At 61.4% G+C, this 21,784-nt stretch carries 19 protein-coding genes and 1 other RNA gene; 8 read left to right on the top strand and 12 right to left on the bottom strand.

All coding sequences use genetic code 11. The annotated features are described in order from the left end of the window. Positions 1-183: 183 nt before the first annotated feature. Complete coding sequence (grpE, locus tag AADW18_RS01685; RefSeq protein ID WP_337341608.1) at positions 184-699, bottom strand: nucleotide exchange factor GrpE; 516 nt, start codon at positions 697-699, stop codon at positions 184-186. A gap of 205 nt (positions 700-904) precedes the next feature. Then, complete coding sequence (gene hrcA / locus AADW18_RS01680; RefSeq protein ID WP_337341607.1) at positions 905-1,948, bottom strand: heat-inducible transcriptional repressor HrcA; 1,044 nt, start codon at positions 1,946-1,948, stop codon at positions 905-907. A 161-nt stretch (positions 1,949-2,109) separates the two neighbouring features. On the opposite strand from hrcA, the gene recN reads away from it, so the two are divergent. Continuing rightward, entirely contained in the window at positions 2,110-3,777 is a 1,668-nt protein-coding gene (recN, locus tag AADW18_RS01675) for a DNA repair protein RecN (RefSeq protein WP_337341606.1), read from the top strand. A 141-nt stretch (positions 3,778-3,918) separates the two neighbouring features. Here recN and fur read toward each other — a convergent pair whose 3' ends face one another. After that, positions 3,919-4,326: a ferric iron uptake transcriptional regulator gene (fur, locus tag AADW18_RS01670; protein WP_337341605.1), complete on the bottom strand. Its 408-nt coding sequence runs from the start codon at positions 4,324-4,326 to the stop codon at positions 3,919-3,921. Positions 4,327-4,428: 102 nt separating this feature from the next. Between fur and bamE the strand changes: the two genes are divergently transcribed. Continuing rightward, entirely contained in the window at positions 4,429-4,821 is a 393-nt protein-coding gene (bamE, locus tag AADW18_RS01665; RefSeq protein WP_337341604.1) for an outer membrane protein assembly factor BamE, read from the top strand. Between the two features lie 12 nt (positions 4,822-4,833). Here bamE and AADW18_RS01660 read toward each other — a convergent pair whose 3' ends face one another. Beyond that, positions 4,834-5,091 (bottom strand): RnfH family protein, encoded by a 258-nt coding sequence (locus AADW18_RS01660; RefSeq protein WP_337341603.1) that lies wholly within the window; start codon positions 5,089-5,091, stop codon positions 4,834-4,836. Between the two features lies 1 nt (position 5,092). After that, the gene (locus AADW18_RS01655) at positions 5,093-5,521 is read right to left on the bottom strand and encodes a type II toxin-antitoxin system RatA family toxin (protein WP_337341602.1); all 429 of its coding nucleotides are present in this window, start codon (positions 5,519-5,521) and stop codon (positions 5,093-5,095) included. A 40-nt stretch (positions 5,522-5,561) separates the two neighbouring features. On the opposite strand from AADW18_RS01655, the gene smpB reads away from it, so the two are divergent. Beyond that, on the top strand, positions 5,562-6,050 hold the full coding sequence (smpB, locus tag AADW18_RS01650) for an SsrA-binding protein SmpB (RefSeq protein ID WP_337341601.1): 489 nt from the start codon (positions 5,562-5,564) through the stop codon (positions 6,048-6,050). A gap of 258 nt (positions 6,051-6,308) precedes the next feature. Here smpB and AADW18_RS01645 read toward each other — a convergent pair whose 3' ends face one another. Continuing rightward, positions 6,309-8,816 (bottom strand): S8 family serine peptidase, encoded by a 2,508-nt coding sequence (locus AADW18_RS01645; protein ID WP_337341600.1) that lies wholly within the window; start codon positions 8,814-8,816, stop codon positions 6,309-6,311. 160 nt (positions 8,817-8,976) lie between these two features. Between AADW18_RS01645 and ssrA the strand changes: the two genes are divergently transcribed. Then, positions 8,977-9,329: a transfer-messenger RNA gene (gene ssrA / locus AADW18_RS01640) on the top strand. A 160-nt stretch (positions 9,330-9,489) separates the two neighbouring features. Here the strand turns inward: ssrA and AADW18_RS01635 are convergent. Then, positions 9,490-10,092: a histidine phosphatase family protein gene (locus AADW18_RS01635; RefSeq protein ID WP_337342099.1), complete on the bottom strand. Its 603-nt coding sequence runs from the start codon at positions 10,090-10,092 to the stop codon at positions 9,490-9,492. Between the two features lie 171 nt (positions 10,093-10,263). On the opposite strand from AADW18_RS01635, the gene AADW18_RS01630 reads away from it, so the two are divergent. Both AADW18_RS01630 and AADW18_RS01625 read left to right on the top strand, forming a co-directional pair. After that, on the top strand, positions 10,264-11,325 hold the full coding sequence (locus tag AADW18_RS01630; protein WP_337341599.1) for a polysaccharide pyruvyl transferase family protein: 1,062 nt from the start codon (positions 10,264-10,266) through the stop codon (positions 11,323-11,325). 11 nt (positions 11,326-11,336) lie between these two features. After that, positions 11,337-12,716 (top strand): Coenzyme F420 hydrogenase/dehydrogenase, beta subunit C-terminal domain, encoded by a 1,380-nt coding sequence (locus AADW18_RS01625; RefSeq protein WP_337341598.1) that lies wholly within the window; start codon positions 11,337-11,339, stop codon positions 12,714-12,716. A gap of 177 nt (positions 12,717-12,893) precedes the next feature. Here AADW18_RS01625 and AADW18_RS01620 read toward each other — a convergent pair whose 3' ends face one another. The 4 genes from AADW18_RS01620 to AADW18_RS01605 form a co-directional block, all read right to left on the bottom strand. Next, the gene (locus AADW18_RS01620) at positions 12,894-13,778 is read right to left on the bottom strand and encodes a hypothetical protein (RefSeq protein WP_337341597.1); all 885 of its coding nucleotides are present in this window, start codon (positions 13,776-13,778) and stop codon (positions 12,894-12,896) included. A gap of 116 nt (positions 13,779-13,894) precedes the next feature. Further along, positions 13,895-14,779, bottom strand: a complete 885-nt coding sequence (locus AADW18_RS01615) for a hypothetical protein (RefSeq protein ID WP_337341596.1) — start codon at positions 14,777-14,779, stop codon at positions 13,895-13,897. A gap of 59 nt (positions 14,780-14,838) precedes the next feature. Beyond that, positions 14,839-16,164, bottom strand: coding sequence for an inositol-3-phosphate synthase (locus tag AADW18_RS01610; RefSeq protein WP_337341595.1), 1,326 nt, complete (start codon positions 16,162-16,164; stop codon positions 14,839-14,841). Between the two features lie 152 nt (positions 16,165-16,316). After that, positions 16,317-17,231, bottom strand: a complete 915-nt coding sequence (locus AADW18_RS01605) for a LysR family transcriptional regulator (RefSeq protein ID WP_337341594.1) — start codon at positions 17,229-17,231, stop codon at positions 16,317-16,319. Positions 17,232-17,328: 97 nt separating this feature from the next. On the opposite strand from AADW18_RS01605, the gene AADW18_RS01600 reads away from it, so the two are divergent. Together AADW18_RS01600 and AADW18_RS01595 are read left to right on the top strand one after the other, a co-directional pair. Next, positions 17,329-17,964 carry an NAD(P)H-binding protein gene (locus AADW18_RS01600; RefSeq protein ID WP_337341593.1) on the top strand — a complete coding sequence of 212 codons (636 nt, stop codon included), beginning with the start codon at positions 17,329-17,331 and terminating at the stop codon, positions 17,962-17,964. Between the two features lie 46 nt (positions 17,965-18,010). Then, a complete protein-coding gene (locus tag AADW18_RS01595; RefSeq protein WP_337341592.1) occupies positions 18,011-18,958 on the top strand; it encodes an MBL fold metallo-hydrolase in 948 nt (315 codons plus the stop codon). Between the two features lie 131 nt (positions 18,959-19,089). Here AADW18_RS01595 and AADW18_RS01590 read toward each other — a convergent pair whose 3' ends face one another. Further along, positions 19,090-21,444, bottom strand: coding sequence for a Tex family protein (locus AADW18_RS01590; protein WP_337341591.1), 2,355 nt, complete (start codon positions 21,442-21,444; stop codon positions 19,090-19,092). Between the last annotated feature and the right edge of the window lie 340 nt (positions 21,445-21,784).

The following is a 21,784-nucleotide window of genomic DNA, read 5'->3' as shown; positions in this document are numbered from 1 at the left end:
CTAAGAGATTCAGTATTTGGCCGGCCTGGGCCGGGTTGATGAGTGGAATGTGGGGGTCGAGCCCTCCCCTTCAAGGGGGAGGATTGAGAGGGAGGGGTGTTATCTGTCGTCGACATTCACTTCGTTCGACCGGAAAACCATCCCCATCCCAGCCTTCCCCTTGAAGAGGAAGGGAAAAAATAGTCAATCGTGCTTTGCCACCACGACCAGCGCGGGGCGCAGCAGCCGGCCATTGAGCAGATAACCCTTTTGGAAAACCTGGATTACGGTGCCCGGCGCGGCACCCGGCGCTTCGGCTTGGCTGATGGCTTGATGGTGTTCCGGATTGAAGACTTCACCGGTCGGATCCAACAGGGCCAGACCATTGTCGTTGGCTACCTTAAGCAACTGCTTCATCGTCAGCTCCAGACCGTCCTTCAACGGGCTGGGTTCGGGGCCGGCAGCCGCCAGACCGGCATCCAGACTGTCGAATACCGGCAGCAAATCGCCAAGCAGGCGCTCGTTGGCGAACCTGCGCGCCTGCTCGATGTCCCGTGCCACGCGCTTGCGTTGGTTATCCAGATCGGCGCGTTCCAGCAGCGACGAGGCGCGCAACTGGTCTAACTCGTTATGCAGGCGCTCTATTTCAGCTTTTGCGTTTTCAATCTCATTCGACTCGGATGTCTGTCCGAGGTCGGAATCTTGTTCGTGCTCGCTCATTTCGGGTCCCGTTGCGGCAAGTCCGGCCGCCTGATCGGAACCAATGGGGCCGCCCGGGCGGGATTCAAGGCGATAAAGCCGGGAATGGGGAATGAAGGCGTCCACCTATCGAGGTCTTCAGTCCTTCGGTGAGCCCCGCGGCGTGGCGCTCGGATCCCTGCCCCCGGCCCCGGTCCCTGGCGCCCGTTAGCTTGTTCAACAAGCTCTATTTGACCGGATTGTCCATGGCGGCGCCCAGCACATCGGCCGCAGCCTGGACGACGGGGATGACCCGGTCATAGGCCATGCGAGTGGGACCGATCACCCCCAGTACGCCCAGCACCTGGCCGCCGACCATGTACGGTGCGGTGACCGCGGAGATGCTGGCGTGTGGCGCCAGCCCGGTTTCGTCGCCGATGAAGATGCGCACCCCCGGAGCCTGGATCGTGCGCTCCAGCAACTGCAGGATCTCGCGCTTGCGGGCAAACGCTTCGAACAACTCCCGCAGGCGATCCAGGTCTGTCAGATCCTGCACGCCCATCAGCTTGGTTTGTCCGGCCAGCACCACGTCGTCCGCGGTCGGCGCCAGCGCTTGCTCAGCCAGTTCCACGGAATGCGCCAACAGGCCTTCCATTTCCGACTGGGCCGCGCGCAGATCACGCAACAACGTGGTGCGAATGTCGGAAATCGGGCGGCCAGCGAAATGGGCGTTGAGATAGTTCGCGACTCGTTCCAGTTCGGAACGATCGTAGGCGCGCCGCGGTTCGATGACCCGGTTCTGCACTTCGCTGTCGGCGAAGACCAGGATCGCGAGTACCCGCCGCGCATCCAGCGGGACGAAGTCGATATGCCGGAACGCGAACTGCTCCCTCTTCGGCGCACTCACGACACCAACGAAATGGGTCATGGCCGACAGGAGTTCCGAAGCATTCCCCAGTAACGCCTGCGTTCCGGCGCCTTGCGGCATTTCCGAACGCAGCCGGGCGACTTCGCCCTCGCCCAGGGACTTCACCTGCACCAGGCTGTCCACGAACACCCGGTATCCCTGCTCCGTCGGCACTCGTCCGGCCGAGGCATGCGGAGAACTGAGCAGGCCGACTTCTTCCAGTTCGGCCAGGATGTTGCGGATCGTGGCCGGACTGACGTCCAGACCGGCATGCTTGGCCAAGGTCGCCGATCCCACCGGTTCGCCGTCGCGGATGTATCGCGATATCAGCGTGCGCAACAGCTGCCGAGCGCGCGGATCGAGCGGATTGGAGGGGGCGGCCATGGCGACTAGATAGCCGTGCGCCGGCTTTATTGCAAGCGCCGGCGGGGTTGCCCTGTCTCACCCGCTGCCAGTATGGGCAAGGAAAGCATCGGCGCTTCACTTGCGAACGGCGGCGCCTGCTGTCGCAGAACTTGAGCCAGTAACCCTTACAATCCGCGACCATGCTAAGACACCTCGCGATCAAGGATTTTGCCGTCGTCCGATCCGCCGAACTGGAATTCGGCCCTGGGATGACAGTCATTTCGGGCGAAACCGGCGCCGGCAAGTCGCTGCTGGTGGATGCGCTGGGCTTTCTATCCGGCCTGCGCGCCGATAGCGGCGTGGTGCGCCATGGTGCGGAACGCGCGGACCTATCCGCCGAATTCGTTCTGGAATCGCCCGCGCCCGCGCTCGCCTGGCTGGCCGAAAACGAGCTGGACGACGACGGTCATTGCCAACTGCGCCGCGTCATCCGCGCGGACGGCGGTTCCCGCGCCTGGATCAACGGGCGCAGCGTGACCCTGTCGCAGCTATCCGACCTCGCCTCCCGGCTGGTGGAGATCCATGGCCAGCACGAACACCAGGCACTGCTTTCCAAACCCAGTCAGCTGGCGCTGCTGGATGCCTATGCCCGCAATCACACGGAAGCCACGGCCGTGCGTGAGGGCGCTGAGCGCTGGCAGGCATTGTTGCGCGAGCGGGAGCGCCTGTCCGAACGCGGCGACGTCTCCGATCGCATCAACTACCTGGAACATCAATTCACCGAGCTGCAGCGCGAGGACCTGTCGCCCGCAGCCATCGAGGCCCTGACCACCAATCACAAGCGTCAGGCGCACGCCTCCGGACTGATCCATGCCTGTGATGCCGCGCTGGTGCGTTTGGGCGGTGATGAAGCGCCTTCCCTGCTGCGCCAATTGCAACAAACCCGCAGCGAGCTGGCACGCATGGCCGAGCACGAACCCCGGTTGCGTGAAGTCGATGGCCTGCTGGAAAACGCCGACATCCAGCTGGAGGAAGCGCTAGGCCTGCTCAGCCAGGTTCGCGACGACCTGGATGCTGACCCTTCGCAGCTGGAAGAGTTGGAACGCAAGCTGGGACGTATCCACGACCTGGCACGCAAGCACCGCATTTCGCCCGATCAATTGGCGGAACAACGCGACGGCATCGCGGCCGAACTGGAATCGCTGCGCGGCGCCGGCGAGCGCCTGCTCAAGTTGAACAGCGAAATCGAAGCGGCACGCGATGCGTGGCGCTATGCCGCGGTGCGCCTGGGCAAGACCCGCCAACGCGCTGCCACGCAACTATCCAAGGCCACCACGACGCTGATCGCCGAACTGGGCATGGGCGGCGGCAAGTTCGAAATCGCTATCGAGCCCAACGAATCCGAACGTGCCGATCCACTGGGAGGCGAGCGGGTGGAATTCCTGGTGTCCGCCAACGCCGGGCAGCCGCCGCGCGCATTGCGAAAGGTAGCTTCCGGTGGCGAGTTGTCGCGTATTTCGCTGGCCATGGAAGTCGCCGCGCTGGGCCTGGATGCAGTGCCTACGATGGTGTTCGACGAAGTGGATTCCGGCATCGGTGGTGCGGTCGCGGAAATCGTCGGCCAGAAGTTGCGCGCCCTGGGCGCCAAGCGCCAGGTTCTATGCGTCACCCACCTGCCCCAGGTAGCGGCGCAAGGTCACGCCCACTACCGCGTCAGCAAAGCGCCGGTGGAAGGCATGACCCAGAGCGCGGTCGAGTCACTCACTGCCAAACAGCGTGAAGAGGAATTGGCGCGCATGCTGGGCGGCGTCGAAGTCAGCAAGGAAGCGCATGCGGCTGCCAAGCGGTTGCTGGCGAACGCCGTGTAAGGCGCAACGCGTCTCGTAGAGCGGAGCTTGCTCCGCTGCTTTTCCTACCTATCCATCAAGAGCAGCGGAGCAAGCTCCGCTCTACCAGGCGTGGGTGAACTCCTTGTGGGAGTGACGTACCCGTGCCTTTGTGAAGCCGCGTTAGCGCCTTTTCTTGCGCACGTACAGCACCAGCGAGTGCTCTTCTATTTCGTAGCCGTGCTGCGCGGCGATCTTGCGTTGCAAGGCTTCGATTTCTTCGTTGGAAAACTCGATGACATGGCCCGTATCCACGTCGACCATGTGATCGTGGTGGTGTCCGCGGTCAAGTTCGTAAACGGCCTGGCCGCCTTCGAAATTGTGCTTGAGGACCAAGCCGGCCGCTTCGAACTGGGTGAGCACGCGATATACCGTGGCCAAGCCGATTTCGTCGCCTTGCTCAAGCAGCTGCCGGTAAATGTCTTCGGCAGACAGATGGTGCTCGGAAGTCTTCTGTTCCAACAACGCCAGGATGCGCATCCGGGGATGCGTCACCTTCAGTCCGACTTTGCGTAGATCCTGCGTTTCCATGGCGTCTCCGTTCATTCTCGGTTTAGCGCCAGCTGCCTGTAGCTCGGTTGCGGCGGTCGCGGGAAGTGTATCATCGACGCGATTTCCTTCCTTACGATCCCAATGCGTAAATTCCTGCTGGTCGCCGCCCTCGCCTTCTCCACCGCCGGTTGCGGCATCCTGTACAAGCAGCCGATCTACCAGGGCAACCTGCTCGAAAAGACCGCCGTGGACCAGTTACAGGCGGGCCAGAGCAAGCAGCAGGTGCAGGCATTGCTGGGCACCCCATCCATTTCCGATCCGTTCCATGCCGATCGCTGGGATTACACCGCTGCCCAGCGCACCAACCGTCGTGGCACCACCGAGATCAAGAATCTCACGCTGCACTTCGAAGGCAACAGCCTGGCCAAATGGGAAGGCGAATACTTCCCCGAGAACGACCTGCAACTGTCGAAGGACGTGCGCAAGTTCGGCCCGAACCTGGCTAAGGAAAAGAAGAAAGGCGGGCGCCGCTAAAGCGTTTGCCGTCTAAAGGGGTTTGCGCGCACGGCGTCGGCGCGCCTCCTTGGGATCCATCTGCAGCGGCCGCAACAGCTCCACGCGGTCACCATCATGCAGCGGCGCATCGTCGGCCGCCGCCACGCCGAAGATCGCATAAGCCGTTTCCTGCGATAAGTCGCTGAAGCCACTGGCCTTCACCGCGTCGGCTACATGGGCGCCCTCGGGCAATTCCACCAGCACGGTTTCATGCCGCCGCGGCCACGCACGGATCACTTCGACCTTCATCTCATTCCCCGTGGTCGGCGACTCGGACGAAGTCGTTCACCATGCGGTCTGCCAAACCCTGGAAGCCCAGCGCCAGCGCCGGTCCCAGCAGGCGATTGCTGGGTTCTAGCTCCAGCGTCAGCGTGACCTTGCAGGCCGATTCGTCCAGTGCGTGGAATTCCCACCGTCCATGCAGCTTTCGGAACGGGCCATCGACCAGTTCCATATCGATGCGGTGCGGACGGTCCAGGGTGTTCTCGGTGGTAAACCAAGTCCGCAACGAACCCAGGCCCAGATCCAGCCGGGCGACGACCCGGTCGGGTTCCGATTCGATCAGATCAGCGCCACTGCACCAATCGAAGCGGCGGGGATAGGCGGAAACGTCGTTGACGAGGTCGAACATGCGCGCGGCGGAGTGATCGACCAGGGCGCTGCGGCGGATGGTTTGCATTTGGCTCGCTTGTACTTCCGCCTTCGGCGACAATGGACAGATGGGCAAGAAACCGGACAAGAATAAAGCAACGGGCACGATCGCGTTGAATAAACGTGCTCGCCACGACTATCACCTTGAAGATCGCTACGAGGCGGGACTGGCGCTGCAGGGCTGGGAACTGAAGGCGATCCGCGCGGGCCGCGCCAATATCGGCGAGAGCTACGCCACGATCCGCAATGGCGAAATCTTCCTGTTCGGTTCGCAGGTCACTCCGCTGATCCAGGCTTCCAGTCATGTGATCGCGGACGACCGCCGCACCCGCAAGCTGCTGCTGCACCGGCGGGAGATCGATACCCTCGTCGGCAAGATAGAACGCGACGGCTACACCTTGGTGCCGACCGCGCTGTATTGGAAAGGCAACAAAGTGAAGGCTGAGTTGGCGCTGGCCAAGGGCAAGCAGACGCATGACAAGCGCGCCACCAGCAAGGACCGCGACTGGGCCCGCGAAAAATCACGCGTTATGCGCCGGCATAACCGCGACGCCTAGGCGGTTCATCCTTGGGGCGTAGGACGTTGCTTTTGTAAGAGCGGCGTCCCGCCGCGAGCTCTTCCCGTCAGATCGCAACGAAGCGAAGAGCAATTGAAGCCTATTGCTCACGATGCAGGACGCGCTGCGGCGCGTTCTGGTCGCGCGCGCTGAGAGGCTATCGGGGCGCGGAGCGGCGTCCCGCCGCAAGCTCTTCCTGTCCAGATCGCGCCAGAAGCGAAGAGCTCGCGCCGAGACGGCGCTCCCACAAGTTAGACCTCAAGTCGCCGCCAGCATCTGCGCCAGATTGGGAATGCCGCAGCCCTGCATGTAGCGGTCACGGCCTATGTCGACGGCATGATGCCGGACGAGCTGCTTGACCCTGTCGGGGAAACCGATGAACTCGCGACGCGCCGATAGGAACGCAGCGACCAGACCGGAGACATGCGGCGCTGCCATGCTGGTGCCGCTCATTTCCACCATCCAGGTCCTGGGGTCGTCAGCTTTGAAATCGAAATGCGCCGAGATGATTTTTTCGCCCGGCGCCACCACATCCGGTTTGATGCGACCATCGGCGGTCGGCCCGCGCGAGGAGAAATACGACACGCCATAGCTGTGCGGATTGCTCTTGTGCACCGAGCCCACCGCGATAGCCTCCTCCAGATTCGCCGGATCGCCGATGGTCATGTCCATGTTCATCGGGTATGCCTCGCCATCGCTCTGCATGATCCAGGCGAGCCCTTCATTGCCGGCTGCCAGCACCACCACCACGCCCTGCCGCCACAGCCGTCGCAATTCGTTGCACAGCGGCGTGAAGCCGCAGCCATAGCTCTCCACATCGAAGTAGCCGCCCAGGCTGAGATTGACGCCATGGATCACCAGTTCGCCGGCCTGGTCGTTCACTTCAGCGATCTGTTGCACGGCCTTGATGATCCAGGAATCGCGGCCATTCCCGTCGTTGTCCAATACCTTGAATCCATATAGCTGCGTCTCCGGCGCCATGCCCGCGAATTCCACATCAGGTTGGCCTTCCGGGCCCGGCAACGCGGCACGGCAGGCGCCCGCGATAATGCCGGCGACGTGTGTGCCATGACCGTTGCCATCCAGTCGCTCGAAGGCATCGCCGTCGCCGCGCATCAGCTTGCGCGGGCTGCCGCGCTCGGTGCAGTCCCATTGCGCCACCACACGATCCTTTTTGTCTTTTTCGTAGAAATGCGGGTGCCCGGCCGCGATTCCGGTGTCCAACACCGCCCAACCGATCCTCTGTCCCAACGCCCGGTACGATGCTTGCGCGGCATCGGCGTGGATGACGCTGCGCGACTGGTTCACCAACGCGCGCTTGCCGGCATCGCGCCATAACCGCTTGAAGCTGAGGCTGCGGTAGTCGTTGCGCAGCGTTTCTATTTCGAAGCGCGTCAAACGCGCGGAAACGAAACGTTGCAGGCTGTCTTCCAGCTCGATCGCATCGTCCAGCTTCTCGCCTTTCAATCCCGTGGTCTGCGCCGCCAATCCCCGGATGCGTTTCAGCAGCGCGTCGCGCACGTCGCTGCGACTGTCTCCCGCGGACAGCTTGTCCAGCTCAATGAGTATCTCGTGCCGGTATTCGGCGCCGCGCGCCTCCAGTTGGTCGGACAGATCCTTGATCAGCACGGTATTGGAGACTGGCTGGTCGAAGCCCACGCCCACGATGTTGCGGACTTCAGTCCTGACCTGCGGGATGGAAAGATAGCCGGAGCCGGAGTGCGGATTGCTGCGCCAATCAGGGTTGATCCGGGCGCCGTCGATGTTGACGAAACGCGGTCCGGCCTTGTCTATGTCGTCGCTGAGGTCTTCATCCAGCGCCACTGGATCGAGGCCGTCGGCCACGTTAACCCAGCGCCGAACGCAAGCAGGGAACTCCAGCTTCTTCTTCTTCGTCCAGTCACGGAACATGCTTCGGACGCTGGGCAGGCCCAGCGGCGAGCCGACGGTGATGAACAGCGCGATGTCATACTGTTCCGCCTTCAATTCGCGCAGCACGTCGTAGGCGATCATCGAGCCCTGGCTGTGCGCGATGACCACGAACGGCCCGCCACCCGCGTCCAGCCGCTCTTTCAAGCTCTCCTTCATGGCCTTACGCCTTGCTTCCACGAAGAAGAAGTCGTGTACGTCCTGCAGCAGCGCTGCCGAGATAACCTTCAACAAAGCCCGATTGATGAGTCCGCCGATGCCCTTCGCCCCCGGGGTGCCGGGCGGCGGCGCTGAAGCCTCCAGCTCATCCAGCATCCGGTGCAGCATCAGGCGTTCGGTCTCGCTGTCGGCCAACGCATCAGCCAGCTTGCCCACGTCGCGCACGGAAGGTTCGATGCCCAATGCACTGAGTACCCGCTGCTCGGCCTGGTTCAGGACCGGGCCTTGGTCCCGATCCTCCACCCCGCCTTCCTCTGGTGACGGATAACGCTCCCGGTTCACCCAATACGCCATGCGTGTGCGCTCGCCCATGCCACGGCCGAACAGCGCGTTATCCCACTGCCGGCGCAGCACCTCGGCCGGCGGCTTGTTGCCGATACCGTGAATGTAGATGACGGTCTTGGCCTCGCCTTGCGCGGTAGCGAGGAAGCCGGAACGCTGCAGCAAGGTCTTCTCGCCCGAGACCACTTTCTTGGCAGCTTTCCGTGGCTTCGCCGTACCTTCAGCCTTCTTGGTGGCCTTCTTGGTGGCTTTCTTGGTCGCGTTCGCCGGCGCCTTGGCGGCCGACTTGCGCGCTTTCGGGGCGGTCTTTCTGGTGGGGGTCTTCCTGCCTGCCATGAGCGGTTCTCCTGCGTTCCTTCAGCTGGACAACGGTGCGGGTGCTTGCCGTCGGCCATTCTGCGGCAGGTGAAGCCCGGGTGACCGTGCGCCTCTTCACTCTTGTGACACCCGCGTGCGATCCCTACACTGCGCACATCAGCAGCAAGTTCTGATTCCCGGGGGTGCACTGGCTTCGACGGGGGTTGCGAAATTGCCTGGTGCATGCCGAGGGGGCAGCTTTCCTCGTTAATCCAGCGGCAAACTTTAGTTGCCAACGACGACAACTACGCTCTCGCCGCTTAAGGCGTAAGCCCCGAACCTACTTGTGCCCGTGCTCGTAGATGTAGGGTCATTATCACGGAACCGGCTGTGACGGCTGCCTGTCAGTCACGGCTTAACCAAAACAGGCTGGTTCTGCGGTGCGCTTCGCCCACCGTGCTGCTGCAGGACGAGACCCAACGGTGAGATAAGCATGTAGTACCGGGGATGGAGTACCTTCGGACGGCGGTTCGATTCCGCCCACCTCCACCATCTCAAGCAAGAAGCCGGAACCGCGAGGTTCCGGCTTTTTTGTTTGTCCGCGCACGGCATGATCCCGTCGGTCGTCGCGCTTCACACCTTCAAGACGTTACTGAAAGGCGAATATCCGAATCGGTTCGTGCCAAGCACAACGTCTTAGCCTTACTTGGTCTTACGCCAATATGTCGCCCGTATTGTTCACCGAAAGAATCCTGACGGCGTCTTCGTCGATTTCCACGACGCTGATCGAAGCCGGACTTATCTCGATGCGTTGGAACAGATCGAGCGGGATGCCTGCGTAGTAGGCGATCGCGGCTTTGATCATGTCGCCGTGGCTGACGACAATCACGTTCTGTTGCGGGTGCCGTCGGCGGAGTTTGTCGAGTCCTATGACCATGCGCGCTTGCGCTTGCAGCATGAATTCGCCGCCTGGAACAGAAGCGCAACTTCGGAACGTGTTGAACCTCTGAAATGAATGTTCAGCGGCGAGTTCTTCGAACGACGCATCTGACCAATCACCGAACTCCACTTCCAAAAAATCTTCACAAGGGATAGTCGCGATTCCGAGTAGCCTCGCTATGAATTCGGCGGTTTCGCTCGTTCGCTCAAGCGGACTGCTGTAGACGGCAGCGATAGGCAAACCGGCCAATCGCTCGGCTAGCGCCCGTGCTTGCGCCCGCCCCTGCTCATTCAGTCGGACGCCTGCGGTGCGCCCAGTCAGGCGCTGGCCCGATGTGTCAGTCAAGGCATGGCGGATCAGGAGGAACGTGGTCATCGCTGCCAATCAAAAACTCGGTATTTGGCTTCCGAGTGTTTCACACGTTTTGTGGGCGGCCTGTGCATTCGGAGTTCGGCACAGCGATTCGGGTAGCGGTAAGAAAGAGCCCGCGGCAGGACGCCGCTCCTACATGCCCGGAGAACCCATCATTGGTGAGTCATTCTTGAAATGAAGATCGGCATTCTGACCTTCCACCGCTGCATCAACTATGGGAGCTATTGGCAAGCACGTTGTCTGGCGGACGGTCTGCGGGCACTCGGCCATGATGCGGTCATCCTGGATCACGACTCGCGCCGGATCAATTTCGCCGAATGGAAATGCGCCTACCAACCGACCTTGCCCACACCGGTGCCGCCATCGGACCAGCTGCGCTATCGGGACAAAATCCGGCGGTTCTTCAAGGCATTCGAATCGCTGCCGCTTTCAGCCCGCTTTCCAATCGACGATCCCACCACCATGCCGAATTTCGATCTGGTGATCGTCGGCAGCGATGAAGTGTGGAATCTTTCGCACCCGTGGTATGGCGGATGCCGGTTGTTCTATGGCGATGGCATTCGTGCGGAGCGATTGGTTTCGTACGCGGCAAGCTTCGGGAATCATGACGCACCTGGCGGCCTGGCGCAGGACTGGTCGGACAAGTTGAAGAACTTCCAGCAGATTGCCGTGCGCGATGATGCCTCCAAGACGCTTGTCCTGAGCGCCACGGGAATCGAACCCGCCGTGGTGCTCGACCCTTGCCTGCAATTTCCATTGACCACCACGGACCCGTTCGATGAACCTCCCCTGCCTCGCTACATCGCCGTATACGGGCATGGTTTCTCGAACACTTTTTCCGAGTCGGTCAGACGATGGGCGAAGCAGAAGCAACTTCCGCTGATCAGCATCGGGTATCGGAACGATTGGGTCGATCGCCAATGGATCGACGCCGGTCCACATGAGTTCGTCCATTTCATGGCAGGTGCCGAAGCGGTGGCGACCAATTTCTTCCATGGCTGCGTGTTCGCTTTGCGGAACCGAAAACCCTTCGTTTGCGAAAGCTCTTGGTACCGCGGCAACAAGCTGCGCAGCCTGATGGCGAAAGTGGGTGGCGAAAATCATCTGCTTGCGGAGGCAGCCCCGGCGTCGACATACGACCGGTCGCTTGGCCAGCCGCTGGCTTCCGGAATCATCGACCGTATCGATCATCTTCGCGATTCGTCCCAGCGATATCTGGACGGGGCTCTGGCCTGAGGGCCCAACGGATGGATGCGGCGCTCAGTCCTCGGGACATCGTCCGCTCGGGCTTGTGCATCGGCTGTGGTAGCTGTGCGGCTCAAGCCGAGACACCGGAAGCCAGGATGGAATTCGATACCTACGGGCAACTCAGGCCAAACGGTAGCTCGGAATGGAGCCGCGACCGCTCCGCTGGCTTTTCTCGCACTTGCCCTTTCTCGCCATTCGCGACCAATGAAGATCGCTTGGCTGCGGACTTGTTCGCCGACGCACCGGCTCACGGGGAATCCACGGGACCTTTTCTTGCCGCCTATGTGGGATACGCCGCTGAGCAGGATTTCCGGGTTCAAGGAAGTTCGGGAGGCATGGCGACTTGGGTGGCCACCGAGCTACTTAGGAGGGGTTCGATAGACGGTATAGCGCACGTGGTCGCCACCGAGTCGCCGAACGAGGATGGCCGCTTCTTCCGCTATCGCATTTCGCGCAACGAGGCCGAAGTCCGCGCAGGCGCAAAGTCGCGCTACTACCCGGTCGATCTGTCGGAGGTCCTCAAGACCATCCGGGATGAACCGGGTCGCTATGCGGTGATTGGCATTCCCTGCTTCATCAAGGCAGTGCAGCTACTGCGCCGTGAGAACCCGGTATTTCGCGAGCGCATCCGCTACACCTTGGGACTTTTTTGCGGACATATGAAAAGTGCACGCTTCGTGGAAAGCCTGGCCTGGCAGATGGACGTTCCATTGGATGAAGTACAGCGGCTAGATTTCCGCACCAAAACCCCAGACCGGCCCGCGAGTTGGTACAACGCGAGCCTCACACTGCATGACGGGCGTGTTGTCAGCAAGGATTGGTGGCATCTGGCGGATGGCGACTGGGGCGCCGGATTCTTCATGGATGCCGCCTGCAATTTCTGCGACGACGTGGTAGCCGAAACAGCGGATGTTTCGTTCGGCGACGCTTGGATTGAGCCGTATTCTTCCGATTGGCGGGGTACGAATGTCGTTGTGATTCGCTCGCGCGATATTGCCAACCTGGTGGCTGACGCTATCCGTGACGGCCGATTGGAGTTGGATGCCGTCAATGGCGAATTCGTCACGCAAACCCAGGCCGCTGGACTGAGGCAACGTCGCGAAGGGTTGGCTTATCGGTTGGCGCGGCGGCGGCGCGGTCTTCAACCACGCAAACGTATCGCTCCGGATGCCCATTCGATCGCCACAAGACGCAGGCTGACTTACCAGATCCGCTATTGGATTTCGGCGTGGAGTCATCGGGTGTTTCGGCTCGCCCGTTGGGCGGGAATGCCGAAGATATACGTGTACTGGGCAAGCATGGTGGCCGCGGTGTATCACGCGCTGGCTTATCACCGGGGAAGGCTTGGCGAACTTGTCGGACGCTTGGGTTTGAAATGACGTAGAGCGGAGCTGCGCGCCGTGATAGCCCTCTTTTCGTAGAGCGGAGCTTGCTCCGCTGCTTCAGGCCTCACCCGGATCGAAGAGCAGCCGAGCAAGCTCGGCTCCACAAAAGCGGACTTACGTCGCTGCCACAGGGATGCTATGTCGACGCTGTTGCCATGGCGGACTCCGGCTCTACGATCGTCTTGTACTCGCGAAGGCTGCCGACGCAGACATCACATCCTCGATGACAGTCTCCCAATCACCGGCCTGCCGTTGCCGGAACAGCCGCATGCTGGGATACCAGGGACTGTCGTCGCGATTCTCCATCCAGCGCCAGTCTGCTTCGGCATGAAGCAACGTCCACACCGGCACGCCCATCGCCCCCGCCATATGCGCCGGCATGGAATCGATGGAAATAAGCAGATCCATCGCGCGAACGGCGCGGGCGTAGTCGTACAAATCAAACTCCCCCAGGTACGTGCCGAATTGGCCATTCCATCCGGCAGCGGTCGCACCTGGCTGCAAAATGAAAAGCGCTATATCCGTAAGTTCGGCGAAAGGGGCCAGCAACGGGAATGGAATGGAACGCTGTTCGGCCCAGTCGCCCGCTTTCCACACCAAGCCAATTGCCGGCTGCCGGCCGGCGGACGGCGGAAGCGACATCGGTTCGGCGCGGAGGTAAGGAACATGGGCCGGCACGGTCGCCAAAGTGGTACGGAAGATATGGGGCAACTCCATTATCTCCACGTCAACGTCGTAGTTCGCTTGTGGTGTTCCGTCATGCAATGCGATCAACTTGTCGATGCCGGTTGCCGTACTCAACAAAGGAATCAAGCCCGGTTGAGCCCAAACGATTACTTCGCTTGCGATTGCCTTCAGCAGAGGTGCGTATCGAATGAACTGAATGGTGTCGCCCAGCCCGTGATAGCAACGCACCAGCACGCGCTTGCCCGCTAGCGGCGCACCTGTCCAAACGTATTGCAGATGTCGCGGCCAATCCACGCATGATCTATTGGCGCGGACAGGTAGCTGCCGATCGCTGATCCGCCAAGCCTGCTCCCATTCGCCACAGCGCATGTGACGCATCCAGGCTTCGCCTGGATCGACAAAGCCAGCATCTGCGTTGGCTTCATGTCGGGGTTTGGGTTCTGGTGTTTGCATCTCCGGGATCGAGCGCCGATTAGTGCTGCAAGTTACGCATAGCGACGCATCATCTCCACGCAGAAATCCGAGTACTCCCTGATGTCCTGCGGCGCACTGGTGTGATGCGGCAGGATGCCCCTCGACTCCGGCGTGAAGCAGAAGGTCACGGTCAGATCGAATTCCTCGAGCGCCGCCATCATCCGGTCGAACCATCGCCCGGAGTCCGGCCGAAGATAATCGGCCCAGCTCAAACCAGTCCGCAAGTGACGGACACCCAAGCGGCGCAACCACTCGACCGCTGCATCGAGCCGATGGTCTTCGAAATGGAACCACTGGCAGATGCCCATGTCTGGCGTGCATAGCGCGAACTCGTCACAGGCCGCCTTCGGCGAGCCGCCTTCGCGCAGCAGGCCCATGTAGAAATGCCGGTAATAGGATGAGCCTTCGGCTTCGCGATGCCGGGTGGTCGCTTCCCAGGCGCGCGGCAGATCATAAAGGCTGTACCAGTGGATGCGCGGCACGCGACCGCGTAACAGTTCTGCGGTTCTGCGCAATCCAAACGCCTGTACTTCTTCGGCGCCGAAGCTGGAAACACCAACCTCCGTCACCCAGACAGGCAGTGGCGTAACCGCTTCGATCTCAGCGATCTTCTGGGGCCATTGATCGAGCTGCCACAGATTCCAATCCAACGGGAATCCATGCACCGCCACCGCGTCCAGATCCTCAAGCACGCCGAATTCCTGCAGCCTGAGTATGAAACCAGGATCGATAGGGGAAATGCCACCCAGCACGCGAAGAACATTCGGGCGTTCGGCTTTCACCGCTTGCGCCGCGGTTTTCACCATATCGGAGTAGATTCGCCATTCGGGATCGACCTCCGGATCCCAATGCGACTTGTTGTTCGGTTCGTTCCAGAACGTGACGGCTTCAATCATGTCGGCTCAGCGGCATGGAGGAATGGAATGACGGGTGGGTGTGCGGCCCGAAACACGCATCACAGCACTTCGACCAGATCCTGGTAGTAGTCCAGGCCCAGGTGGGTAATCAGGTCCTCGTCCATCATGTGCCGCAACGTGTTCTGCAGCTTCATCAGCTGCTTGAAAATGTCGTGCTCCGGACGCAACCCGGGTGCGGTCTGCGGAGACTTGAAGTAGAACGATAGCCACTCCTGGATACCGGACATACCGGCACGCTTGGCCAGATCACTGAACAACGCTAGATCCAGCACGATGGGAGCCGCAAGAATGGAATCGCGGCACAGGAAATTGATCTTGATCTGCATGGGATAACCCAGCCAGCCGAAGATGTCGATGTTGTCCCAGCTTTCCTTGTTGTCGCCATGCGGCGGGTAATAATTGATCCGGACCTTGTGATAGATATTGCCGTAGAGATCAGGATTCAAATCAGGCCGCAGAATGTGCTCGAGCACGCTGAGCTTGGAAACTTCCTTGGTCTTGAAATTATCCGGATGGTCCAGCACGTAGCCGTCGCGGTTACCGAGAATGTTGGAAGAAAACCAGCCCGTGATTCCCAGCGCCCGCGCCTGCAAGCCCGGCGCCAGGATCGTTTTCATCAGTGTTTGGCCGGTCTTGAAATCCTTGCCGCCGATCGGCGCGCCAGTGCGTGTCGCCAGCTCGATCAGCGCAGGGATGTCGCAGGTCAGATTGGGAGCGCCGTTGACGAACGGTATTCCCAGCGATAGCGCTGCGTAGGCATAGATCATCGACGGAGAAATCGCGGGGTCGTTGGTTCGTAGACCCTCCACGAAGTCATCCAGCGTGGCATGCACCTCCGACGCTTCAATGTATTTCTCTGTGGAACCGCACCACACCATCACCATGCGCGCACAACGGCGATCGCGCTGGAAGCGCTTGATATCATCGATAACCGCTTCAGCCAGCTCCATCTTGCTGTCGGCCTGCTTGATGTTGTCGCCGTCCAGATTGAACACGTAGGAGCGATCGAACACCGCGGTCATCGGTCGAATGGCTTCGAGTTCGGCCTTCACCGCCTCCAGCATTCCGGCATCGAGCACTTTCGCTTCGCGCGCCGCTTCGTACATGTTGTCGCCGTAGACGTCCCAGCCACCGAACACGATGTCCTCCAGCTCCGTCAGAGGCACGAAATCCTTGATCGCGGGGCAGCGGTTTTCAGTACGTTTTCCCAAGCGAATATTGCCCATCTGGGTCAGCGAACCGATGGGCTGTGCGAGGTTCTTCTTGATCGCCTCGACGCCGGCGACCAGCGTTGTCGCCACCGCACCCAGTCCCGGCATCAGAATGCCTAGCCGTCCTTCCGCCGGTTCGATGATGGTATGCATGCCTTGCCTCTTTGTAGCCTGATGCAAGGATGTGACTTACCACGGTGTGCCCAACGTGAAGAGACGCATCGTTTCACTTTGCGTTGACGTAATGTCCACGAAAACATGACCCGCTTCCATGTGCATCGGCACTATCGTCAACACGTTTTCCGCTACACCAGATCGCGATCCCAATCGGGCTCATCGCCGAAGCGGTCGGCAAGAAAGTCCAGGAACGAACGCACGGTCGCCGGCAGCAGGCGACGAGTGGCGTATGCGCCGTATATTCCCATCGAAGGCACTTCGTAGTCGGGAAGCACGCAGATCAGTTCACCACTGCGGAGCAAAGGCGCTGCCTGAAAGGTCGGCAGCATGGCGACACCCGCACCTGCACGCACTGCCTGCAACAAAACGCTGGCTTCATTCGCACTGATGTTGCCGCCCACCGCAACCGCGATCTCGCGCCCATCCCGGCGCAACTGCCAGAGGCTTTTTCCGACGAAATGATGGGTCAGGCAATTGTGGGATGCCAGGTCTTCGGCGCGCATCGGCATTCCTCGCGCCCGCAGGTAGTCCGGCGACGCGCATAAGCGCGAACGGCAGATCGACAATCGCCGGGCGATCAGATTCGGATCCAGTTCGTGAGTGATTCGGATGGCAAGGTCCACGCGTTCTTCCACCAGATTGACCGTGCGATCCAGCAACAGCATGTCCACGCGCACCCCGGGATGCCGCGCTACGTACTCGGCTGCCGCCGATGCCATCTGGCTTTGGCCGAATGAGGTGCTGCAGGTAATGCGGAGCTGACCATGAAGCGGCGTGCCGTCATTGTCTTCAATGACGGACGCCTGCAGATCGGCACTTAGCTCCAGCAGCTTGCGGCAGCGCTCCAGCGCCAGTTCACCGCCTGCGGTCAGGCTGATCCGGCGCGTGGTGCGATGGAACAATCGTGTGCCCAGCCAGCCCTCCAACTCGGCCAGATAGCGCGTAGCCATGGCCCGCGACATGTCCAGGGCGTCGGCGGCGGCGGTCAGGCTGCCGCGCTCGGCGACTTCGACAAAAACCGTCATGGCGGTCATTCGGTCCACTATTTGGTCGATCCATGCAACAAATTGAGTACTTATAAGCCATTTTTCGTGCGATTTCAGCTCGCTACAGTGTCGCCTCCCCTTTTCGGAGCGCATCATGAAAATCGCCCTTGTCGCCGCCAGCGGAACCATTGGCCGCCATATCGCCCAGCAAGCCATCCGCCGCGGGCACGAAGTCACCGCGGTCCTCCGCCGTGACACTGATCTGCCCGCCGAACTGGACGGCGCCAGCATCGCCATCGCCGCGCTCGACGATCACGATGGCCTGGTCGCCGTCCTCCGCGGACATGACGTGCTGGCCAGCGCATACGGCCCTGCCCCCGGCGACGAAGCCAGCGTCAGCCCGGTCACTCAGGCGTTGATTGCCGCTGCGCGCGCAGCCGGCATCCGGCGGCTGGTAGTGGTCGGCGGCGCCGGCAGCCTGGAAGTCGCGCCCGGCGTGCAGTTGGTCGACACTGAAGGCTTCCCGCCCGCTTATAAATCCGTTGCGTCGGCGCACCGCGATGCGCTCAAGCTGTACCAGTCCACCGACGATCTGGATTGGACGTTCTACGCGCCCGCGGCGGTCATCGGTCCTGGCGAAAAACAGGGCAATTTCCGCACACAAGCCAAGACGCTGCTGGCCGACGCGCAAGGCAAGAGCACCATCAGCTATTCCGACTATGCGGACGCTTTTGTCAGCGAGATCGAACAACCACGGTTCGTTCGTCAGATAGCGACCGTGGCGTACTGACGCCGCATCGGCCATTGCCTTCATCCCGCCACAACATGGAACCGACATGAAACAGTCCCGCTTGCCCCTTCTCTGCATGTCCGTGCTTGCTGTGGCGCTGACCGCATGCAGCCGCGAAACGCCGCCGGCCACCGCACCAGCAACGGAAGCGACCGCACCCGCTACCCAAGCCGCCGAAGCCACCGCACAGCCGCTGAAAACCGAGGTCTACAACCCTGGCGAGAAAGGCATCTTCGCGGTGACCTCGGTGCTGGTCAGCGGCGCGCAGGAAGCCGCCCTCATCGACGCACAGTTCTCCACCGCCGATGCGCAAAAGCTGGTGGACATGATTCGCGCTTCCGGCAAGCGCCTGACGACGATCTATATCAGTCATGGCGATCCTGATTTCTATTTCGGTCTGGAAACACTCAAGCAGGCATTCCCGGATGCGAAGGTGCTCGCCACGCCGCAGACCATCGCGCACATCAAGGAATCCAGCGCCGGCAAGTTGGCTCATTGGGGCCCGATACTCGGCACCGGTGCGCCGAAGCAGATCGTCATGCCCGAGCCGCTGCAAGGCGACAGCCTGGATCTGGAGGGACAGAAACTGCAGATCGTCGGTTTGGGTGGTCCTGCGCCGGACCGCACTTTCGTGTGGATTCCGTCAATCAAGACGGTAGCTGGCGGGATTCCGGTGATGGCCGGCCAGCACGTGTGGATGGCAGACACGCAGACGCCGCAATCGCACGCCGACTGGCTGACCACGCTGAGCAGCATCGAAGCCTTGCAACCGGCACGGGTGATCCCCGGTCATTTCGCACCTGCTGCGCCGCAGGACCTGGATGCCGTGCGTTTCACCGCCGACTACATCAAGGCCTACGATGAAGAAGCGGCCAAGGCGAAGAACTCCGGCGAACTGATCGCCGCGATGAAGCAGCGCTATCCCACGCTTGGCGCGCTGCCTTCGCTGGAGTTGAGCGCCAAGGTCAGCAAGGGCGAGATGAAGTGGCCGTAAGGCGCACACCGTCTACGTAGGAGCGCCGTCCCGGCGCGAGTTCTTCGCTTCCGTCGCGATCTGACGGCAAGAGCTCGCGGCGAGACGCCGCTCCTACCGGCAGGACGGCGCTCCTACAAAAGCAACACCGACTACGCGTTGCCTTTGGCCCTGGCGAACGCCGCTGCCAGCGCGTTATCCGCTGGCGGCGCGGCGACTGGCTTATTGAAGCCGCCCTGCCCGCGTCCGCCGTCTCGGCCGTTAGCGGGCCGCTGTCCTGAGGGTGGACGCGCTGGACCACGTTCCTCACGCGGCGCCTGCGGTGCCGGAGCTTCGTCCAAGCGGCGCGTCAGTGCGATGCGCTTGCGAGGAATGTCCACCTCCAGCACGCGTACCTTGACGATGTCGCCCGCCTTCACCACCTCGCGCGGGTCTTTCACGTAACGGTCGGCCAGCGCGGAGATATGGATCAGGCCGTCCTGGTGTACGCCGATATCGACGAAAGCGCCGAAGGCGGCCACGTTGCTGACCACGCCTTCCAGGATCATGCCGACCTTCAAGTCCTTGAGTTCTTCCACACCGTCGGCAAAGCGCGCCGCCTTGAATTCAGGACGCGGGTCGCGGCCTGGCTTTTCCAGTTCCTTGAGGATGTCGCGCACCGTTGGCACGCCGAATTTCTCATCGGTGAACTGCTCGGGCTTGACGCTGCGCAGGAAGCTGGCATCGCCGACGATTTGTTTCACTTCGCGGCCACAGCTTTTCACGATGCGCTCGACCACAGGATAAGCTTCCGGGTGCACGGAAGAAGCATCCAACGGTTGGTCGCCATCAGCGATGCGCAGGAAGCCGGCGCATTGTTCGAAGGTCTTCTCTCCCAAACGCGGCACTTCCATCAGCGCTTTGCGGCTGCGGAACGGGCCGTTCTCGTCGCGGAATCGCACGATGTTTTCGGCGACTGTCGAAGACAGGCCAGACACGCGCGAAAGCAGTGCCGCGGAAGCCGTGTTGACGTGCACGCCGACGGCATTCACGCAGTCCTCGACCCTGGCATCCAGCGCGCGCGCCAGCCGGAACGGATCGACATCGTGCTGGTACTGGCCCACGCCAATTGCCTTGGGTTCTATCTTGACCAGTTCGGCCAGCGGATCCTGCAAGCGGCGGGCGATCGACACCGCGCCGCGAATACTGACATCGAGATCGGGGAATTCACGTGCGGCGAATTCCGATGCCGAATACACCGAAGCGCCGGCTTCGCTTACCACGATCTTCTGCAGCTTCAGGTCCGGCGCCAGCTTGATCAAATCACCGGCCAACTTGTCGGTTTCGCGGCTGGCGGTGCCGTTGCCGATGGCGATCAACTCAACCTGATGCTTGGCGCAAAGCGCACGCAACGTATGCAACGACTGATCCCATTGCTTGCGCGGTTCGTGCGGGTAGATGGTGTCGGTGGCGACCAGCTTGCCGGTGCGGTCCACCACGGCGACCTTGACGCCAGTACGCAGGCCAGGGTCCAGCCCCAGCACCGCTCGCGCACCTGCCGGCGCCGCCAACAGCAGGTCCTTGAGGTTATCGCCGAACACCGCGATCGCTTCGGCTTCGGCTTTCTCGCGTGCCTGGCCGAACAGGTCCAGCAGCAGGTGCATGTGCAGCTTGGCGCGCCAGGTCAGGCGGCAGGCATCCAGCAGCCATTTGTCGGCAGGACGGCCCTGCGCGGAAACGCCAGCACGCTGAGCGACCCTGCCCTCGGCGAATTGATGGCCGGCTTCCGCTTCGCTACCGGGGTCCAGATCGAGAAAAAGGATTTCTTCTCGGCGGGCGCGGAACAGCGCGAGCAGACGGTGGGAAGGAATCTTCGCCAGCGATTCGGCATGCTCGAAATAATCTCGGTACTTGGCGCCTTCGGTTTCCTTGCCTTCGGCGACCCGCGCCCGGATCACACCGACTTCATGCAGCCATTCGCGCAGCTCACCCACCAGCGTGGCGTCTTCGCCCCAGCGTTCCATCAGGATGGCGCGGGCGCCTTCCAGTGCTGCTTTCACGTCGGCGACGCCCTTTTCTGCGTCGACAAAACCGGCGGCGAATGTTTCCGGCACCTGGGTAGGATCGTTCAACAAGCCGTCCGCCAACGGCTCCAGGCCAGCCTCGCGTGCGATCTGCGCGCGTGTGCGGCGCTTGGGCTTGTACGGCAGATACAGGTCTTCCAGGCGCGACTTACTGTCAGCGGCCTCTATTTCGGCGCGCAGTTCGTCGGTCAGCTTGCCCTGCTCTTCGATGCTGGCCAGGACTGCGGCGCGACGGTCTTCCAGTTCGCGCAGATAGGTCAGGCGCGTTTCCAGATTGCGTAGCTGAGTGTCGTCCAGGCCGCCGGTGACTTCCTTGCGATAGCGGGCGATGAAGGGAACGGTGGCACCTTCATCCAGTAGCGCGATAGCGGCACGTGCCTGGGCGGTCTCCGCGCCGATCTCGGCGGCGATGGTCTTGGCGATCTGCAGGGCGACGGCTTGCATGGGGATTTTCGAATTACTGTCTTGCATTGCTTCCGTTCGGATAGGCCCCGGTGTTCCGGGTGGGACGGCGATTGTGGCAAGCCGCGCGCCGCGGCGAAACGGGTTGACATCGGGCGTGGTACAGGCTTTGGGGACGGAAGAGCTTGGGATACGGACCAAAGCGGACAAGAGGTACGAAGTACTAACTGATTCGTCATCCCGGCGCAGGCCGGGATGACAACTTTTTTGCTCCAAAGTAATCGCGTGATCTGATTCATCCGCATTGATCAGCGTCCAGCGCTCTTAAGTCTGAAAAGAAACGGGCCGCTCGCGCGGCCCGTTTCAAGCGATAAAAAAATCT

The organism is Pseudoxanthomonas sp. CCNWLY206-1 (assembly GCF_039710385.1).
Lineage (GTDB): Bacteria > Pseudomonadota > Gammaproteobacteria > Xanthomonadales > Xanthomonadaceae > Pseudoxanthomonas_A.
Note: the sequence above shows the minus strand (reverse complement) of the source record. Positions and strands in the feature narration are given on the sequence as shown.

Excerpts from the sequence above, each read along its gene's own strand:
- AADW18_RS01615 (WP_337341596.1), bottom strand. The coding sequence starts at position 14,779 with ATGATTGAAGCCGTCACGTTCTGGAACGAACCGAACAACAAGTCGCAT.
- bamE (WP_337341604.1), top strand. The coding sequence starts at position 4,429 with ATGCGTAAATTCCTGCTGGTCGCCGCCCTCGCCTTCTCCACCGCCGGT.
- AADW18_RS01620 (WP_337341597.1), bottom strand. The coding sequence starts at position 13,778 with ATGCGCTGTGGCGAATGGGAGCAGGCTTGGCGGATCAGCGATCGGCAG.
- AADW18_RS01630 (WP_337341599.1), top strand. The coding sequence starts at position 10,264 with ATGAAGATCGGCATTCTGACCTTCCACCGCTGCATCAACTATGGGAGC.
- AADW18_RS01595 (WP_337341592.1), top strand. The coding sequence starts at position 18,011 with ATGAAACAGTCCCGCTTGCCCCTTCTCTGCATGTCCGTGCTTGCTGTG.
- grpE (WP_337341608.1), bottom strand. The coding sequence starts at position 699 with ATGAGCGAGCACGAACAAGATTCCGACCTCGGACAGACATCCGAGTCG.
- hrcA (WP_337341607.1), bottom strand. The coding sequence starts at position 1,948 with ATGGCCGCCCCCTCCAATCCGCTCGATCCGCGCGCTCGGCAGCTGTTG.
- AADW18_RS01610 (WP_337341595.1), bottom strand. The coding sequence starts at position 16,164 with ATGCATACCATCATCGAACCGGCGGAAGGACGGCTAGGCATTCTGATG.
- AADW18_RS01635 (WP_337342099.1), bottom strand. The coding sequence starts at position 10,092 with ATGACCACGTTCCTCCTGATCCGCCATGCCTTGACTGACACATCGGGC.
- recN (WP_337341606.1), top strand. The coding sequence starts at position 2,110 with ATGCTAAGACACCTCGCGATCAAGGATTTTGCCGTCGTCCGATCCGCC.
- AADW18_RS01645 (WP_337341600.1), bottom strand. The coding sequence starts at position 8,816 with ATGGCAGGCAGGAAGACCCCCACCAGAAAGACCGCCCCGAAAGCGCGC.
- AADW18_RS01600 (WP_337341593.1), top strand. The coding sequence starts at position 17,329 with ATGAAAATCGCCCTTGTCGCCGCCAGCGGAACCATTGGCCGCCATATC.
- AADW18_RS01625 (WP_337341598.1), top strand. The coding sequence starts at position 11,337 with ATGGATGCGGCGCTCAGTCCTCGGGACATCGTCCGCTCGGGCTTGTGC.
- AADW18_RS01655 (WP_337341602.1), bottom strand. The coding sequence starts at position 5,521 with ATGCAAACCATCCGCCGCAGCGCCCTGGTCGATCACTCCGCCGCGCGC.
- smpB (WP_337341601.1), top strand. The coding sequence starts at position 5,562 with ATGGGCAAGAAACCGGACAAGAATAAAGCAACGGGCACGATCGCGTTG.
- fur (WP_337341605.1), bottom strand. The coding sequence starts at position 4,326 with ATGGAAACGCAGGATCTACGCAAAGTCGGACTGAAGGTGACGCATCCC.
- AADW18_RS01660 (WP_337341603.1), bottom strand. The coding sequence starts at position 5,091 with ATGAAGGTCGAAGTGATCCGTGCGTGGCCGCGGCGGCATGAAACCGTG.
- AADW18_RS01590 (WP_337341591.1), bottom strand. The coding sequence starts at position 21,444 with ATGCAAGCCGTCGCCCTGCAGATCGCCAAGACCATCGCCGCCGAGATC.